At 43.6% G+C, this 17,392-nt stretch carries 10 protein-coding genes; 3 read left to right on the top strand and 7 right to left on the bottom strand.

Going from position 1 to position 17,392, the window contains the following annotated elements:
• Position 1: 1 nt before the first annotated feature.
• The 7 genes from VPNCDNU1_RS08355 to hemL all read right to left on the bottom strand — a co-directional run bounded on the left by VPNCDNU1_RS08355 (position 2) and on the right by hemL (position 12,158).
• Positions 2 to 1,027 (bottom strand): ABC transporter permease, encoded by a 1,026-nt coding sequence (locus tag VPNCDNU1_RS08355; RefSeq protein ID WP_104399927.1) that lies wholly within the window; start codon positions 1,025 to 1,027, stop codon positions 2 to 4.
• Positions 1,028 to 1,029: 2 nt separating this feature from the next.
• Positions 1,030 to 2,016: an ABC transporter permease gene (locus VPNCDNU1_RS08350; RefSeq protein ID WP_101113265.1), complete on the bottom strand. Its 987-nt coding sequence runs from the start codon at positions 2,014 to 2,016 to the stop codon at positions 1,030 to 1,032.
• Between the two features lie 157 nt (positions 2,017 to 2,173).
• Positions 2,174 to 3,853 (bottom strand): ABC transporter substrate-binding protein, encoded by a 1,680-nt coding sequence (locus VPNCDNU1_RS08345; protein WP_101113264.1) that lies wholly within the window; start codon positions 3,851 to 3,853, stop codon positions 2,174 to 2,176.
• A gap of 928 nt (positions 3,854 to 4,781) precedes the next feature.
• A complete protein-coding gene (locus VPNCDNU1_RS08335; RefSeq protein ID WP_104399925.1) occupies positions 4,782 to 8,168 on the bottom strand; it encodes an ATP-binding protein in 3,387 nt (1,128 codons plus the stop codon).
• Positions 8,169 to 8,411: 243 nt separating this feature from the next.
• Positions 8,412 to 9,437: a 16S rRNA (guanine(1207)-N(2))-methyltransferase RsmC gene (gene rsmC, locus VPNCDNU1_RS08330; RefSeq protein ID WP_104399924.1), complete on the bottom strand. Its 1,026-nt coding sequence runs from the start codon at positions 9,435 to 9,437 to the stop codon at positions 8,412 to 8,414.
• Positions 9,438 to 9,527: 90 nt separating this feature from the next.
• The gene (locus tag VPNCDNU1_RS08325; protein ID WP_104399923.1) at positions 9,528 to 10,613 is read right to left on the bottom strand and encodes an AI-2E family transporter; all 1,086 of its coding nucleotides are present in this window, start codon (positions 10,611 to 10,613) and stop codon (positions 9,528 to 9,530) included.
• Between the two features lie 252 nt (positions 10,614 to 10,865).
• Positions 10,866 to 12,158 (bottom strand): glutamate-1-semialdehyde 2,1-aminomutase, encoded by a 1,293-nt coding sequence (gene hemL, locus VPNCDNU1_RS08320; RefSeq protein WP_104399922.1) that lies wholly within the window; start codon positions 12,156 to 12,158, stop codon positions 10,866 to 10,868.
• 200 nt (positions 12,159 to 12,358) lie between these two features.
• Here hemL and erpA point away from each other — a divergent pair, with 200 nt between their 5' ends.
• The 3 genes from erpA to VPNCDNU1_RS08305 all read left to right on the top strand — a co-directional run bounded on the left by erpA (position 12,359) and on the right by VPNCDNU1_RS08305 (position 17,224).
• Positions 12,359 to 12,700 carry an iron-sulfur cluster insertion protein ErpA gene (gene erpA / locus VPNCDNU1_RS08315; RefSeq protein WP_104399921.1) on the top strand — a complete coding sequence of 114 codons (342 nt, stop codon included), beginning with the start codon at positions 12,359 to 12,361 and terminating at the stop codon, positions 12,698 to 12,700.
• A 243-nt stretch (positions 12,701 to 12,943) separates the two neighbouring features.
• Complete coding sequence (locus VPNCDNU1_RS08310; RefSeq protein WP_104399920.1) at positions 12,944 to 14,026, top strand: efflux RND transporter periplasmic adaptor subunit; 1,083 nt, start codon at positions 12,944 to 12,946, stop codon at positions 14,024 to 14,026.
• 12 nt (positions 14,027 to 14,038) lie between these two features.
• On the top strand, positions 14,039 to 17,224 hold the full coding sequence (locus VPNCDNU1_RS08305; protein WP_104399919.1) for an efflux RND transporter permease subunit: 3,186 nt from the start codon (positions 14,039 to 14,041) through the stop codon (positions 17,222 to 17,224).
• Positions 17,225 to 17,392: the final 168 nt, after the last annotated feature.

The raw sequence follows: 17,392 nt of genomic DNA, 5'->3' as shown, positions 1-17,392 counted from the left end.
ATTACTTGTCTCCGCTCCAAAGTGCATTTTGTGGTGGAAGTTCTGGTTGACGTTCTTTTTGGTCTTGAGCGTTGAGTTTTTTCCAACGCTTCATACCCTTGTGAGAACGCAGTTGCGGGTTAGCAATTTCATCTACTGCGAAGTTAAGCAGGGCAAGACCTGTAACCAGCAATGTCAGAGCCATACACGGTGCGACTAGCTCCCACCAAGCGCCAATTAGCATTGATGAAGAGGTTTGCACGTTGTAAAGCATGATGCCCCAGCTGATAGTGCTTGGGTCGCCAAGACCTAGGAATGAGATTGTCGCTTCCATCATGATGGCGTACATAACTGAACCGATGAAACTTGCACCTACAATTGGGATAAGGTTTGGCAAGATTTCAACAAAGATGATTCTCCAAGAAGACTCACCCAATACTTCTGCTGCTTTAACAAACTCTTTCTCACGCAACGCCAGTGTTTGCGATCGAATAACCCTTGCGCCCCAAGCCCAGGATGTACACCCGACTATGATGGCAATGGTTAACGGTCCTGCCTCCCCAATAAACGCCGCCAGTACAAACAGGAGTGGATATTGTGGAATAACGAGCATGATATTCATTGCGGCTGTCAGAATGTCATCGACCCGACCGCCAAAGTAACCCGCTGAGATACCTATGATAGTGGCTAGGAAACACACGGTAATACCGGCACCGAAGCCGACTGAAAGCGACACGCGAGCACCGTATGCTAGCTGAGACCATACGTCACGACCCATGCGAGTTGTTCCGAAAATATGGTCTGCTTTTTTCGACATAAGCAGGGTGCGGCGATCTGTTGCTAAGTTTTCTGCAACCCAACCGTCTGGATTATTTTGAGCAGCTTTAACAACAAAGCCAGGGTATTCATGTGGCTTACCAGTACGCTTATCTGGCGCGTGTTTCGTAATAATAGGTGCAGCCAAAGCCATGAATAAGAATAGGCTCAGAATAACGACACCAATCATAGCAACGGGGTTGCTCCAAACTAATTTAGCGAAACCTTTCATGATTATTTGCCTCCCTTACGTAGGCGTGGGTCAAGAACCACATACAACATGTCTGCAACCAGGTTAAAGAACAGCATAAACAGGGTCATAATGAGTAGTTGTCCCTGAAGTACTTGGTAATCACGAGCGTGAATAGCGTTAAATAGCACCGAGCCAAGACCAGGGTAGTTAAAGATGATTTCGATGATAAGCTGACCACCGATCGCCATACCAAGAGACATAGACAGTGCTGTCACACTTGGAAGTAAGGCGTTACGGGCTGCGTAGTTGAATACCACACGGTTTTCGCTCAGACCTTTACCTTTCGCCATGGTGATATAATCTTCAGCCAATAGGTTGATCATGTTGTTACGCATGTTCACCAAGAAGCCACCGATTTGCACTACTGAAGCACAGAATAATGGAAGAACAGCGTGGTAAGCGGCGTCTTTGTAGAACTCCCAGCTTGTCCATTCAGGTAATGTACCCGCCGTGTAAGCGTAACCCGTAGGGAACCACTTAAGACCAATCGCAAAGGTAAACAGAGCTAGCATCGCGATAACAACCTGCGGTACCGCTTGAATGATCAGCATACCTGGAGTGATAAAGGTGTCGTAACGGCTACCACGTTTCCACGCAGCGAAAATACCTAAAATAGAACCGATTGAAAATGATAGAACAACGGCAGTACCGGCTAGGAAAAGAGACCAGCCAAACGCGCTACCAAGTAGCTCGTTTACGCTAAGAGGGTAGAACTGAATTGAAGTGCCCAGTTCCCAGCTTAGGATGTTTTTCATGTAGGCAAAATACTGTACCCAAATTGGACCATCCACAAAGCCCAGAAGTTGTTTCATTGCTTCAATACGCTCAGGTGTTACCTGAACAGAAGCGTTAGCGAACATCATGGTAACTGGGTCACCTGGCATTGCTCGCGGAATGATGAAGTTCAAAGTGGCTGCAACTAACAGCGCAATAAAGTAAAACGACAAACGTCTTAAAAAATATCCCATAACTTATACCTTACTCACCCAGATTTTTTACCTGATCCTGGATTCAGGACGCTCTTTTTGGAACGAAAAACCCCCTGACGACGAGCGCCATACCTTAAACAACTAGGAAGAGGGTTTAGAGAGCGGTGCACGGAATGCGCACCGCAAAGGTTATTGCTTACTTAACTGGTTTTAGGTCCAGTACGTGAAGCAGACGCTCAGGGATACCAGCCCAAACATTTGGACGTCCCTTAGGATTCTTCTCACTCCACCAACCTGTGAAACGAGCTGTGTTGTATTGGTACATGTAAGCACCAGACATTACAGGGATCGTTACTTGGTTAGATGCGATGATTTGCTGAATGCCATGAGCGATTTCAAGCTGCTCGTTTTTGTTTGCAGTCTTGTAGAAGCTGTCTAGAAGTGAATCTAGCTTGCTGTCTTTGAAGTAGTGCATTGCAAAACGAGGCATACCTGCACCTTCTTGAAGGTTTGAGTTGTATGCACTGTTCCAGTATAGGTACGGGTCAGCACCGTGGAAGTAGTTTGTGTATGCAACGTCGTAAGTACCTTCAAGCATCGCTTGGTTGTACACAGAGAAATCTGGTGTACGAGCACGTGCTTTGATGCCAACTTCTTGAAGTTGCTCTACCGCTAGCTGTACTGTGTTGTTGAAATCAGTCCAACCATTTGGAGATTGAACCAACAGCTCAAAAGACTTACCAGATGGTGTGTCAACGAAACCATCGTTGTTTACGTCTTTGAATCCAGCTTTCTTCAGAAGTGCTTTAGCACCATCAACATTGTACGTGTTGTAGCCCTTGTACTTGTTGTGAGTCTTTTCATCAGACCAAGCTTCAAACGCATAACCTAGACCAGATGCGAAGTCATTCACTGTACCGCCACCGTAGAACGCGATGTCGATGATAGTTTGACGGTCTAGAGCCATTGAGAATGCACGACGGAATTCAACATTGTTAAGTGCTTCGTTCTTCGCTGCATCAGGGTGCTTGAAGTTTACAACAAACGCCTGAGTACCTGCTGGCGGGTACCAGTAGTGGTGTTTAGGGCTTGCTGCTGCGTAAGTACGGTCGATGTCCGGAATGAATGAAGAAGTCCAGTCCATTTCGCTGTTTACAACTTTGCCTAAGAACTGGTCGTTGTTTGCGATTTGTGGAACACGCAGACAATCAACTTCTAGGTTATCGTTGTCCCAGTATTGTGGGTTACGACATTGAACGTAAAGTTGAGGTGTGAAAGTAGCAATTTCTGTGAACGGACCTGAACCAACAGGGTTCTCGTTCATAAACGTTGTTGGATCTTCAACTTTAGACCAAACGTGCTCAGGTACGATAGAAACTTTAGCAATTTCGTAAGGTACATTTGAGTTAGCTTCAGTCAAACGGAAACGTACTTTGTACTCGTCGATTTTCTCAACGTTAGCAACCCAGTTGTTTGTACCGTGTTGGTCAAGAGCTGGTGTTTTCTTTACAAGGTCGAAAGAGAATACAACGTCGTCTGCAGTGAACTTTTCGCCGTCCGACCATTTCACACCCTTACGGATGTCAAAGGTTACGCTCATTAGGTCGTCAGACATTTTGAAGTCTTCAGCCAAACGCATAACTGGCGTGTTGCCGTGCATTTCGTTAAACACAACTAAAGGCTCGTATAGGAAGTCCCAAGTTGTGTGAAGGTGAGTTGCGCCCAAGAATGGGTTGAAGTTACGAACGAACGTGGTGAACTCTTTAGGGTGAATTGTCAGTTCACTACGCTCTGCAGCTGAAACTACAGGAGCGACGGCAGTTGCTGCTGCAACTACTGCGACTGCTAGCGCTGTCTTCTTAATATTGGCAAGCATAGCTGTTCCTTACTCATTGCTTTTATTTCACTAAATGGATGTGAATGTCATCAATTGATAAACACTCGCCGCGGCTATCCCAACATCCGCCAACTTCGAAAATTGAGAGAAGTTGGGTGGCCTATAGCCCTCGGTCAAGGCTAAGAAAACACCTTGCAGAGTAAATGGTCAAATAGGGTGTACGTTAAAAACGTTAAAACTACGTTTAACTACGTCATAAACGTCAAAATAAGCCTTGGTGTGTATTTTTTAATCAATTCTATTGGTGTGATCAATGTCTAATAAAGTGCTGTTTTATATTATCTTAGTTAGTGTTTGCTAACTGTTTGTTCTTGGTTCTTTATGGCTTTTTTCAGGGTTGTCTTTTTAAAGAGATCTTACTCACTATGCGGTTCTTACGTTAATTTACATCGATAAAATTATTCTGACAATTTGTTGTGACTGGCTTCTCAAAGACGTAACAAAACGGGGTGTTTACCTGATAAATTCGTAAAAACAACGAAATTAGGGGTGATTTAGGTGTGCGATTTTAAGGTTAATTTAAACGGTAAAATAACCCTGTTGTTCGTGAAATTAAGCGAAAGATAACAGTGAAAAAAAACCTTGTTTCTGTAGAGGGTTTCTTGAATAAAAATACTGAGCGTTGAATAGAAAAGCACTCAATTATAATACCTTTCTAGAGGTGAAAAGGAGGTTTGAAGGTTTGTGGCTTTTTTGTTTAAATCAAGTTTGGGGCGGTCAGAATATTGCGCTTTATACGCTACAGGGATGGTTGAATGTGATTGGAATAAGGCATTTTGTTGAGTAGAAAGAGTAACTGAAACTAGCAATAAAAAAGGCTTCATAATCGAAGCCTTCGTTTGCTTTAATGCTTTTTGCTTTAACACCCCTTTACTTTCAAACCCCTGCTTTTAAAAAGCCTTATGAGTTACGAAGTCAAAAGTTTTTGCAGCTTGTCTCTCAGTGTAATCAACTTTTCACGTTGGCCGCTAGGCGTATGGCAATGCTCTAGTATGAACTCGATAGAGTTAATTACAGTTCGCCATCTAGGTGTTTTTGGTAGTGTTTCTACTCTCAAATACTTATCAAGAGTTCGGGTTTGAAGTGTACTTCTGTCTAGGTATACACGCCATAGCCCACTTTGCTCGGCAAAAGAGAATTTAGTCTGACCTGTTTCAGATTCCCAGTAATCGATGGCTGTTGTCATCGAATCGACGAGAATTTCTCTCATCAGTTCCTGTTTATCACCACCGCGTCCCGACACTTTATCGGCGATGCGTGTAAACTCCCCACCTAGCTCTTTAAGTTGCTGAAGCTTACCCTTATCTCCCTCAAATGCGTAGCTCGACAAAGCCTCTACCGCTGTTTCTAGATTGTTAATTCTGGCTGCATTTAAGCCACCACCGACATTGAATATATACATGTAATGGATATCGGACCCTTCGGGGAGCTTAAGCACATCCGCAGAAATGTGGTCGCGTCGATCGTCGACGTATACATCAATACCGCCGCAGAAGTGATCTTCCTGAAGGTTGAGATATTTAGGGGCGATAACTTCATCGCCATTAGAGCGTTTAAGTTGCTCTTGTGTTCGTTTAAATAGTTTTGTTGCGGCTTCATTAGCGAAACGAATTCTACCGTCATCTCGCAGGCAGAGAATCGCTTCGGGAGCCGACTCTAACTGCTCAAGCAACCTACCTTGCGTTTCAAGCAAGTTTGCCTCGACTAGTGCACGCTGTTTTAATTCAGCTTGAAGCTTGTCGTTTTCAATTCGTCTTAGCTCGGCTTTACCCGCAGCGAGGTGAGCTTTAATACGTGATGCTAGCTCTAACTTGTTAAATGGTTTAGTGAGATAGTCATTGGCCCCACTGTCAAAGCCTTTGATTCTATCGTTAGTTTGACTTAAAGCGGTGAGCATGATGACGGGCAATTCTGAATGGTCATAACTCAATCTGACTTGCTCACATACTTGATAACCGCTTAAGCCTGGCATCATAACGTCTAAAAGGAGTAGCTCAGGCTTCTCTTGCTGAACCAATTCTAATGCTTCAGTCCCATCTTTTGCTGTTTTAACTCTATAGCCTTCCATTTTGAGGAAACTGTCCAGAATCTGTAGATTCACAGGCTCATCATCTGCAACGACAATCAGCGGGCCATCTGGATTTTCAGGTAATGAATTCTCATCCAGTTTAGCGCTGTCTGAATTATCAGGCGCCTGAAAGTGGCTTTGTGTTCCCAGTTGTTTGGATATGGAAATCTCTTCTTCAGACGCTAGAGGTAATGAAAAACTGAATGTGGTTCCTACTAAAGGTTGGCTACTGACATACAGCGTTCCACCCATCAGCTCAATTAACTGGCGGCTAATTGATAACCCAAGCCCAGCACCTTGTCGGTAGCGACTAGAATCTTGCCCAGCTTGAATTAAGGGTTCGAATATATGTTCCAGCTGTTCTGCTGGTATACCTTGTCCGGTATCAACTACTTGTACCCTAAGTTTTTCGTCGAGTACGGTCGCGGAAATAACGATTTTACCCTCCGACGTGTACTTAATAGCATTACCGATTAGGTTGTAAAGTACTTGCTCAATGCGCTGAGGGTCCGCGGAAACCAAAGGAAGATCCATCGGGACTTGGTTAATGATTCGAATGGATTTGTTCCCCAACAAGTGCTGAGACAATTCCAAAACAAGCCGGGTAGATGAGGATAAGTTTACCGCTGAAGCTTGAATGTCTAAGCTGCCATAACGCATCTTATGATAATCGAGTAAATCATCGACCAAAGTCGCCAGCCGTTGACCGCTGTTAATGATGATGTCTAATTGGTGTTTCTGATTGGCAGGGATTGGACCATTTGCCCCACTGATGAGAGCTTCAGCAATACCGACCATTCCGTGTAGTGGCGTTCTCAATTCATGAGAGGTTGTTGCGAGAAACTCATCTTTTAACTTGTTGGCGAGTTGTAACTCATCATTTTGGGTCTGAATCACTTTCAAATGTGCTTCAAGCTCTTCATTTTGAGATTTAATCGTTAGGATTTTTTCGCGTATTGAGCGCTGCATACGCTGGAAGCTGACACCTAACCTGCCTATTTCATCTTTGCGTTTTGTTTCAAACATCACTTCATCAAGATCACCAGCAGATACTCGTTCTGCCGACCAAGTTAGCTTGAGAAGGGGGGAGGTAATAAAATTAGACAGATAATGTGAACAAATCACCACCAAGATAATGGCGATAAACATCGCGACCACGAACACTTTTTCAAGCTGTTGTATTCGAGCGAAAGCTTCTGCTTCCGTACGCTCCGCAACTAATGCCCATTCAATGTTTTGAATTTGAATGTTCGTGTACGCGGCAATAATGTTTTCGCCAGAGGTGTTTACAAACGTTTTTACTGAAGTTTGATCATTTAAAGCAAGGTCGATAATCTCGGCACTTTCGTCAATTTCTTCTTGAGATACGTTAAAAATACGAGCTGCTTTATCTTCACCAACTAGGAAGGCCTTGATTGTTTTACTTGTCGCAGCATCTTCAAACAGCGACAAAAGTTTGGTACTGGGCAAGCGAAATAGCGCGTAACTGTGTAGGTATTCATGCTGCACAATGGGGGCGGCAAACCACGCCACATGCTCATTGCCTTCTAAGGCAAAATCCGACATGGCGATAGGTGTGAAATCTTGATTGTCTTTGTGCTTTTTAACCTTTTCTTTTAGTGCGTTAAATGTTTTTCCAAGATTACTTTCACTGTATTTCCCGGTATTTAGGTTAGTGCCGTAATTGTCGTATTTGTTTAGAGAATAAACGACATTACCATCCATATCCACTAACAAGATATCGTCAAAATCGCTACGTTTAAGCAAGTCTACGTAGCGGCGGTGATAGCGTTTGTGCATTAATCGGTAGCGCTCGCTACCTTGGTAGTCTTCGGATTCTGGTAATACCGACGTTTTTATTTGATCGCCAGAACCTTGTATATAGCGCTGTTGCGCATAGTCTCGCGCCTGTTCGATGGTTTCGCCTAAGTTATTAAAAGCATTAATTAAACCGTAGAATCTCCCGCCACTGTTGTACGCGAGTTCAGAGCGGACAAAGCCCATCACTTCGGACTCTTTTGCTTCGAAGTAATCGAGCAACTGTTGTTTTTTTGTATCTCGAACTGAAAGGAGGTGAGACGTACTTTGTTCTTGTAAATCTTTACTATGGGACTGGAGAAAAAACAGCGCGATCATAGTCAGTGGCGTAATACTCAAAACGAGAAAAGCCACCATTAACGTGTGCTGAAGACGTTTAAATTTTTGTTTTTTATTAGGTTTAAACATAAGTGTCGTTTAAAAAAGCCTATTAACAACTCAAGCCGTTTTCGTAGGCTGCGACGAAAACGACAAAACGGGAAATGACGATTTTAACGTTTATACGAGGTTTTTTTTCTTAATCAAGTAAGTCCCATACAAATCGTGGTCAATAACGCAAAATTTGAGTGAAGCTAGGCAACTGTCGCGTCAATAGCGTAGTAAACGCCGCTACCAGCATGAGAGAACAGGCTGGCAGATATACTCTAACCGTTATGCTTTATTTGCTTGGTAGATAGCGAATTTTGTTGTTTTGTCGGCTAACTCGCAGTGCCCAAATGCTTTTTCAATAATTGGGGGGTATTTTAGAAAGCTATTGGCGACGATGTGTAATGTCCCTCTTTTATTCAAGTAAGCAGGGGCCTGAGCCAACAATGTTTCTGTCGCACTGTAGCTGGTATCTAAGCCTGAATGAAATGGGGGATTGGAGATTAAAAAATCATAAGAATCATTCACATCTGAATATACGTCTGTTGCAAACACATGACCTTCAATATTGTTAGCTGCAAGGGTCGCCTTGGAAGATGCAACGGCTAGTGCACTGACATCGCACATAGATAAGTTGATTTCTGGGAATTGATTCGCCATCGCAGCGCCAATAACCCCTGCACCACACCCGAAGTCGAGCACTTTTCCTGCTAAGTTAGGGAGCGTTTTCAATAGTAGTTGGGTACCAATATCAAACTCACCATGGCTAAACACACCGGGTAAGCTTTTTATGGTTAAGTCAGCACCGTCAATATTCAATGCATAGCTTTTGTACCACTGCTGAATGTTAAATTCTGCGGGCTCAGAGGTGCATTGCCCCCAGTAAAATGAGCAACGGCGTGCTGAATCGTATTTCTTAATGACACCATAGGGTTTAAAGAATTTTTCTATACTTTTGATGCCAGAACGGTTTTCTCCGATGACAACAATTTCCGTATCGACACCGAATTTGCTCATCAACATCGCTAACAAATATTCAGCTTCTGCTTTTGCTTTTGGCCAATACAGCAAGATGAGATCGGCTTGGGTTGGCGCCGTGAATTCTTCACCGAAAAAACGTTGAATAGAGGAGTGGTTTTCGAGTTGGTGATAGTAACCATAATGCGTAGTAAATACGGAAACACTTTCACAATTCTTGCCGAGTTCTATTGGAAACAGATCTTCTGCTTCGCCCGCAACCAATACGTGTTTGCCATTAAAATATTCCAGATTTCGCTCTGCAATTTGACTAGGAGCGGTAAATGCTGACATGAAAGGATCTCGAAAAGGAAAATATGGTCGGATTCTCGCACAATCCGACCATAGCTTGAAGTGCCTACGAAGGAATTAGGCCAACAGAATTTAACTGTTGTCTTGTTTATTCAAGAAGGTTTGGAATTCTTCTTCGTAAATAGTGAACAGCACCATAGTGACGGCAAAGATGAGTGGGCCATAGATTAAACCTATTAACCCGAATAGCTGGATACCCCCTAATAGAGAGAAGAAAATCATCAATGTGTTCATTCCAGCACTGCCCTGCATTAGCAGCGGACGTAAAATATTATCTATAGAGCCAACAATGACGACACTCCATATGGTTAGGAATACTGCCCAACCTGTATCACCAGTAACAAATAGGTAAATTGCCGCAGGTATCCATATTAAAGCGGTACCAACAAGTGGAATGAAGGAAGCAAATCCCATCATTGTTCCCCAAAATAACCCAGGGAAACCCGTTAGCCACATTCCAATACCACCTGCCAAGCCTTGTGCTATTGCAGTGAGAAATGAGCCTAAAACTGCAGACTTTGATACTTTCTCAATTTCTTCCAGTAGCCGGTCTTCTTGGCTGCGAGAAAGAGGGAGTATATGGCGGATAGCTTTAATGATTTTGTCGTGATCTCTTAAAAGGAAGAAAAGCACAAACAACATCAAAAAGAAATCCATTAAGAAGCTGGTCGCATCTCCAAGCACTTTGGCACTAAATGCCACTAACTGAGAACCAAATTGAGAGACAAACTCTGCAACTTTCTGGGCAATTTGCTGAGGATCAATGGCATCAAAAGGCAGATACTCATTAACAAAACCGAGAGCCTTTATTACAAATGGGTGAGATGTGGCTTCTTGAATTCCGCCGTGAGTTAGCCAGTTGTAGGCATTTTGAGAAAAGCCAGATCCTTGCTGAACGATGGCGGCAAAGACAGCCAATAAAGGCAGAACAATAATGACAGTGAGCAATACGCAAGATAGGACAGATGCGGTGTTTTTGTAGTTTGGCATTTTATCTTCTAACCACTCATGCACAGGGAACATCAGTAGTGAGATGATAAACGCTAAGATAATAGAGTTAACGTAGGGTTGAACAAGCAAATAGCACGCATAACCAGCAGCCAGAAGCGCGAGCACGAGTACCCAGTGACTGGATGATAACTTGAGTTTATCTGACACGGTATTGCCTCTAATCTTTTTAGTCTGTGCATTATAATGGCGGTAATACAATTGGTTATCAACAAAAGAAAAGCGTTATGGCGTGTTGTAGGAAAGAGAAAGCATGCTCAGGAACAAGAAAGAGAGCATCGCGTTTTACACTGTGTAATTGTGTGCTTATCGCTTTAGTTATTCTCAATTGGCGATAAAAAGGGCAGCGAAGGCTGCCCTAAATAGACCGATTTTTATTCATTTAAAAATAGGTATAAGAATTTATGCTTCAGAAGCAAGGATCGCAAAACAGCGGTCTGCCGCTTCCAACGTTGCATCAATTTCTTTACTGCCGTGCGCCAAAGAAGTGAAGCTTGCTTCAAATGCGGAAGGTGCAAGATAAACACCGTGATCAAGCATAAGGTGGAAGAATCGTTTAAAACGCTCAATGTCGCATTTTGTGACGTCTTCATAGCGAGTAACGTTAGTCTGATCGGTAAAGAAGAACCCGAACATCCCACCAACTTGATTCACAACCAAAGGAATGCCATTTTTATCGGCTAGTTCTTTAAATCCATCAGCCAGTTGCTTGGTCACGTCGGCTAGACGTTGTTCATTGCCTTCACAGGTTAATTCCTGCAAACAAGCGTAGCCAGCAGCCATTGCTACGGGGTTACCAGAAAGGGTACCTGCTTGGTAGACTGGACCTGTTGGCGCGATATGTTGCATGACTTCTTTTTTACCACCAAACGCACCGACTGGCATACCACCGCCAATCACTTTACCTAGCGTAGTCAAATCTGGCTGAATATTGTAGTAAGCCTGAGCACCACCTTGTGCAACACGGAACCCTGTCATAACCTCATCAAAAATCAGCAAAGCACCTTCTTGATCGCAAAGGCTGCGTAAACCTTCGTGGAAACCATCGACGGGTGGGATACAGTTCATATTGCCAGCAACAGGTTCAACAATAATGCAGGCGATCTCCCCTTTGTTTGCTGCAAACAGTTCTTTTACCGACTCAAGATCGTTGAAAGTTGCAGTAAGGGTATATTTAGCAAAATCGGCAGGTACACCTGGAGAGCTTGGCTGACCTAGGGTGAGTGCTCCTGAGCCAGCTTTCACTAATAAGCTATCTGCATGACCATGGTAACAGCCTTCAAATTTTAGAATTTTGTCTCGACCAGTATAGCCACGAGCTAATCGAATAGCACTCATAGTGGCTTCAGTCCCAGAACTCACCATACGAAGTTGTTCCATAGAAGGAACCAATGTCGATACCAACTCCGCCATTTTGATTTCCATCTCTGTTGGCGCACCAAAACTCAGTCCGCGATTAGCGGCTTCAACGACGGCATCACGAACAGCGACATGATTGTGACCCAGAATCATTGGTCCCCATGAACCAACATAGTCTATATAAGCTTTACCATCAGCATCAAAGATAAATGCGCCGTCAGCTCGTTCTATAAATAGCGGTGAGCCACCGACGCCATTAAAAGCGCGTACAGGGGAGTTAACGCCTCCCGGGATAATATCTTGCGCTTTTTGATACAGCTCGGCTGATTTGGTCATGGAGAAATCCTTATTTAAGTTGAACGCACGCATTGTAACGGTAACCGCGAGTTTTGCATTATCCAATTTAAAGTTTTGTGTGACTTAGGTTGAAATAGGCAATACTTGAACGTAACAGTCAGGTATTAGATAATCAGCCAATAATCGAAATTTTAATAAGTCGGCGTATTGAAGAAATAAGCCGCGTGAGAGAGGTCGTTGTGAGTGAAATAAATGTACCCTTGTCCTTTTCAGATACGGCGGCAGCACGTGTAAAGCTCCTAATTTCTGAAGAAGAAAATCCAGAACTAAAACTGCGTGTATATATCACTGGAGGTGGTTGCAGTGGTTTTCAATACGGATTTACGTTTGATGAGTCCGTCAATGATGGTGACTCGATTATCGAAAATGATGGTGTTGTTCTCGTTGTAGACCCTATGAGCCTTCAGTACCTGATGGGTGGTATTGTTGACTACACTGAAGGTTTAGAAGGCAGTCGCTTCTTCGTCAACAACCCTAACGCAACGACAACATGTGGTTGTGGAGCATCATTTAGCGTGTAGTCGCAGTTTTAATACGCCCTTTAATTCCATGAAAACCCAGTAATTTACTGGGTTTTTTCATTTTTTTGTGAGATTACATGCAAAACACCGTTCGGTACGGTGTATTGTTTCCGTATACTTGATTAGCATTGGGTCATTCAATGTTAATCTGAGCTTAAGGTTGCTCAGATATAATCCCCATCTAAATTGAGTCTTTTGCGTTAGGAAGTCGTATAAGACAAAAAAATATAACAAGGAATTTGTATGCCAGTTGCAAGAACTAATGGCTTTTTCTCTCAACGCCCTTGGCTAGTCTCCCTCATACTCGTTACTATTCTCACCGTTTGGCTTGGTCTTGGCATTCTAAAAGCGGAAGAATCCCCTCAAAGTAATAAGCAGGAAGAAACCATCCCACTCGCAAAGGTTGTTGTCGATAGTTTTATAGCTCAACCCACCGCCAAAAATATTAACCTCTATGGTCGTACTGCACCAAACCGTGAAGCCACTCTCGGTGCAGAAATCGCTGGAAAAATTGTCGCGCTCAAAGCCAGTAAAGGTGACTTTGTTAAAAAAGGGCAGGCTATTGCTCAAATAGACAAGGCAGATTTGGATATTAGGCTTGAGAAAGCTAAAGCGTTACTGACTGTTAAAGAGAAAGAATTTAAAGCAGCGAACTCTCTGAAAAAAAGAGGGTTACAAGGTGAAGTTGCATACAGCAATGCACAAGCTTCTTTGACTGATGCTCGTGCTGGTGTTCGAAATGCACAATTGGCACTAAGTAATACTGAAGTTAAAGCACCTTTCTCGGGCTTTGTTGAAGACATGATGATTGAAGTCGGGGACTTCGTTGGTGTGGGTGATCCAGTCGCGAAAGTCTTAGACCTTTCCAAGTTGGTTATTGAGGCAGATGTCAGCGAGCGTCATGTACATCAACTTAAATTGAATCAACTTGCTTCTATTCGCTTGGTAACTGGTGAGCTTATTGAAGGGCGTTTACGCTATCTTTCTCGTGTCTCTTCTCTATCAACGAATACGTTTGCCATCGAAATTGAAATTCCAAACAAAGGGCAGAAAACACCAGCAGGTGTAAGTGCTGAAGTGGATCTTGAGCTAGAGACTCAGCTCGCCGTTAAAGTTACACCAGCGATGTTGGCTCTAGATGAATCTGGGAACTTAGGCGTGAAGACGGTTCAAGCTAAAGATGTCGTTAAGTTTATTCCAATTCAATTGGTTAAAGCGGAACAAGACGGTGTTTGGCTGACAGGTCTGGGCAGTGAAGTGGATATTATTACTGTCGGTCAAGGGTTCGTCCGTGATGGCGACTCTGTGATTGCTACTCGCCAATAAGAGGGCTGTATTATGTATTCTGTAATTGATGCGGCACTCTCACGTAGCCGCACAATGCTCACTCTGTTGATCTTGATTTTGGTCGCAGGAGCATTGACTTACCAAGCGATCCCTAAAGAATCCAGCCCAGACATTACCATCCCTATTATCTATGTTTCTGTTGGACACCAAGGTATCTCGCCTGGAGACTCAGAGCGATTGCTTGTTCGACCTATTGAGCAAGAGCTACGCTCAATTGAAGGTGTAAAAGAGATGAATTCCACGGCTTCAGAAGGTCATGCTTCTGTCATGCTGGAATTTAATGTCGGCGTTGACCTCAATAAAGCAATGGCTGATGTCCGAGAGGCGGTCGATTTAGCGAAAGCTAAGCTGCCAGCAGACAGTGACGAACCAACCGTTAATGAAGTGACTTTAGCTTCCGAGCAGCCGATCTTATCCGTTGTGCTGTACGGAACAGTACCGGAACGCACTATTGTTCAGGTAGGTCGCCAAATACGAGATAAGTTGGAAGGTTTCCGCCAGGTTCTTGAAGTTGATATTGCTGGTGACCGCGATGATGTTGTTGAAATCATTGTCGATCCACTTCTTATGGAAAGTTATGGTCTTGATCAAGGCGATATCTACAATCTGATTGCTCAAAATAACAAAGTTGTTGCTGCAGGATTTGTCGATACTGGCTATGGACGATTTTCTGTCAAAGTGCCTTCGGTTTTCGATTCTCTAAAAGACGTCTTAGAGTTGCCTGTAAAAGTTGATGGGAAACAAGTCATCACGTTTGGTGATATCGCGACAGTAAGACGTGCATTCCGAGATCCAGAAAGCTACGCTCGACTCGATGGTGAGTCCGCTGTCGTTCTCGATGTGAAGAAACGAGCAGGCGAAAACATCATTGAAACGGTTGATCTGGTTAAGCTGGTTCTAGCAGAGGCGCAGAAGCGAGACGATTGGCCTTCAAACCTGTTAGTTAAATATACTTGGGATGAGTCGAAAGATGTGAAGACCATGCTTAATGATCTTCAAAACAACATTCTTTCTGCGATCATTCTTGTTGTCATCGTGATCATTGCGATTCTTGGTACGCGAACGGCTTTCTTGGTGGGTGTATCCATTCCTGGATCATTTCTTACGGGGCTGCTGGTTCTCGCGATATTTGGCTTAACGGTTAATATCGTCGTGCTTTTCTCGTTGATCATGGCCGTTGGTATGCTGGTGGATGGTGCCATTGTAGTGACCGAATTTGCAGACAGAAGAATGCAAGAAGGCGTAGATAAGAAAGATGCCTACCGAGATGCTGCAAAACGAATGGCATGGCCTATTACCGCTTCTACCGCTACTACGCTTGCGGCATTTGCTCCTTTGCTATTCTGGCCTGATACCACGGGCGAGTTCATGAAGTATCTACCGCTGACTCTGATTGCTACGTTAAGTGCATCTTTGGTCATGGCGCTATTGTTTGTTCCGGTTCTTGGGGGACTGTTAGGTAAACAACAGTATGTTTCCCCCGCGAAGCAGAAAGAAATGGTGGCTCTGCATGATGGCGACTTTGAAAAAGCGACAGGTTTAACAAGGGCATATTATAAAACGCTGTCTGTAGCGATTAAGCACCCTCTCAAAATTCTATTTTCTGCAATTTTACTGGCGGTTGCCGTTGGCTTTGCTTATAACAAAGCTGGTCTTGGTGCGGAGTTCTTCCCAGAAGTTGATCCTCCATTCTTTACTGTAAAAGTGCGCTCACATGGCGATTTATCATTACGTGAAAAAGACACCATCATGCGTGAAGTTGAAGCGGTGGTTTTAGGGCACGATGAGTTTGAGAGTGTCTATACCAAAACAGGCGGAAAAGATGAGATAGGGCAGATCCAAATTACCCCTATTGATTGGCAGTATCGTCGTAAAGTTACCGTCATTATCGAAGAACTTCGTGAAGTGACAAACAAGTTTGCAGGGGTAGAGATCGAATATAAATTCCCAGATGCGGGTCCCCCAGTAGAAAATGACTTGGTCATCGAGATGTCTTCAAGCCAACCTGATAATTTGGATGAGGGAGCGAAAATTGTACGCCACTGGGCGGATTCATACCCTGCGTTCACAAACCTGAATGACACATCAAGTAAAGAGGGTATCGATTGGCAAATCGATATTCGACGCGATGATGCTTCACGTTTTGCAGCGGACGCAACCTTAGTAGGAAACACGGTTCAATTTGTCACAAACGGATTGAAAATTGGTGACTATCTTCCCGATGATGCAAATGAAGAAGTGGATATTCTGGTTCGATTCCCTGAAGACAAGCGAGATATTGGGCGCTTTGATCAATTGAGAGTCAAAACTCAAATGGGGTTAGTGCCAATTACCAACTTTGCAGATATTAAACCGCATCAAAAGCAAGACGCTATTCAACGTCTCGATGGGCACCGTATCATCAACATCATGGCTGACATGAAAGAGGGAGATGAATACAACCTGGCCAATGAACTACCAAAGATTGAAGAAGCTTTGGCAGCACTAGAGCTTCCTGCAGGTGTGGAATACAAAATCCGCGGACAAAATGAGGAGCAAGAAAACTCATCTGCATTCTTGCAAAAGGCGTTCTTGATTGCACTGGCTGTGATGGCGTTGATTCTTATTACCCAGTTCAATAGCTTCTATCAAGCATTTTTGATTTTGAGTGCAGTGTTGTTTTCTACTGTTGGTGTGTTTGTTGGTTTGTTGATTTTCCAAAGACCATTTGGCGTGATTATGTCAGGAATTGGTGTTATTGCACTGGCGGGTATTGTCGTTAACAACAATATAGTACTCATTGACACATACAATCAGTTGAGAAAGCGCGGCTTAGACAAAACCAATGCGATATTGCGTACAGGAGTACAGCGTCTTCGCCCGGTTATGTTAACTACTGTGACGACTATTTTAGGTCTTCTGCCAATGGTATTGGAAATGAACATTGACCTTATTAATCAGAAGATAGAATTTGGTGCGCCAAGTACACAGTGGTGGTCTCAATTAGCAACCGCTGTTGCGGGTGGGTTGGCATTTGCGACAGTGTTAACTCTGGTTTTAACGCCTTGTTTGCTCATGCTTGGCAGAGAGCCTAAAGCAGAAGTGAAATCAGATGAAACTCCTGATCTTGGAAAAGCGGAGTCAGAAAAAACGGATCCCGAAAAACCAGAGTTGGGATTGGTAAACGAAGTTTCATAGCTTCTATTGATACTCATGTTTCAAAATGAAAAACGCCAGCTTAGTGTGAACTGACCCCCAATAGTTGGACACCAATTATTGGGGGTCTTTTTATGTCCAAATACAACCGAGCATTGAAATGCTCAATTGCTAAATAATATCTACAAGGCGAGAGTTCATCTCTGGAGC

It is taken from the genome of Vibrio penaeicida (assembly GCF_002933855.1).
Taxonomy (GTDB): domain Bacteria; phylum Pseudomonadota; class Gammaproteobacteria; order Enterobacterales; family Vibrionaceae; genus Vibrio; species Vibrio penaeicida_A.
The sequence above is the reverse complement of the archived record's forward strand: the minus strand, read 5'-3'. Positions and strand labels throughout refer to the sequence as shown.

Bases quoted from the DNA above. Each gene is read 5' to 3' on its own strand.
- VPNCDNU1_RS08355 (WP_104399927.1), bottom strand. From the start codon at position 1,027: ATGAAAGGTTTCGCTAAATTAGTTTGGAGCAACCCCGTTGCTATGATT.
- VPNCDNU1_RS08350 (WP_101113265.1), bottom strand. From the start codon at position 2,016: ATGGGATATTTTTTAAGACGTTTGTCGTTTTACTTTATTGCGCTGTTA.
- VPNCDNU1_RS08345 (WP_101113264.1), bottom strand. From the start codon at position 3,853: ATGCTTGCCAATATTAAGAAGACAGCGCTAGCAGTCGCAGTAGTTGCA.
- VPNCDNU1_RS08335 (WP_104399925.1), bottom strand. From the start codon at position 8,168: ATGTTTAAACCTAATAAAAAACAAAAATTTAAACGTCTTCAGCACACG.
- rsmC (WP_104399924.1), bottom strand. From the start codon at position 9,437: ATGTCAGCATTTACCGCTCCTAGTCAAATTGCAGAGCGAAATCTGGAA.
- hemL (WP_104399922.1), bottom strand. From the start codon at position 12,158: ATGACCAAATCAGCCGAGCTGTATCAAAAAGCGCAAGATATTATCCCG.
- VPNCDNU1_RS08310 (WP_104399920.1), top strand. From the start codon at position 12,944: ATGCCAGTTGCAAGAACTAATGGCTTTTTCTCTCAACGCCCTTGGCTA.
- VPNCDNU1_RS08305 (WP_104399919.1), top strand. From the start codon at position 14,039: ATGTATTCTGTAATTGATGCGGCACTCTCACGTAGCCGCACAATGCTC.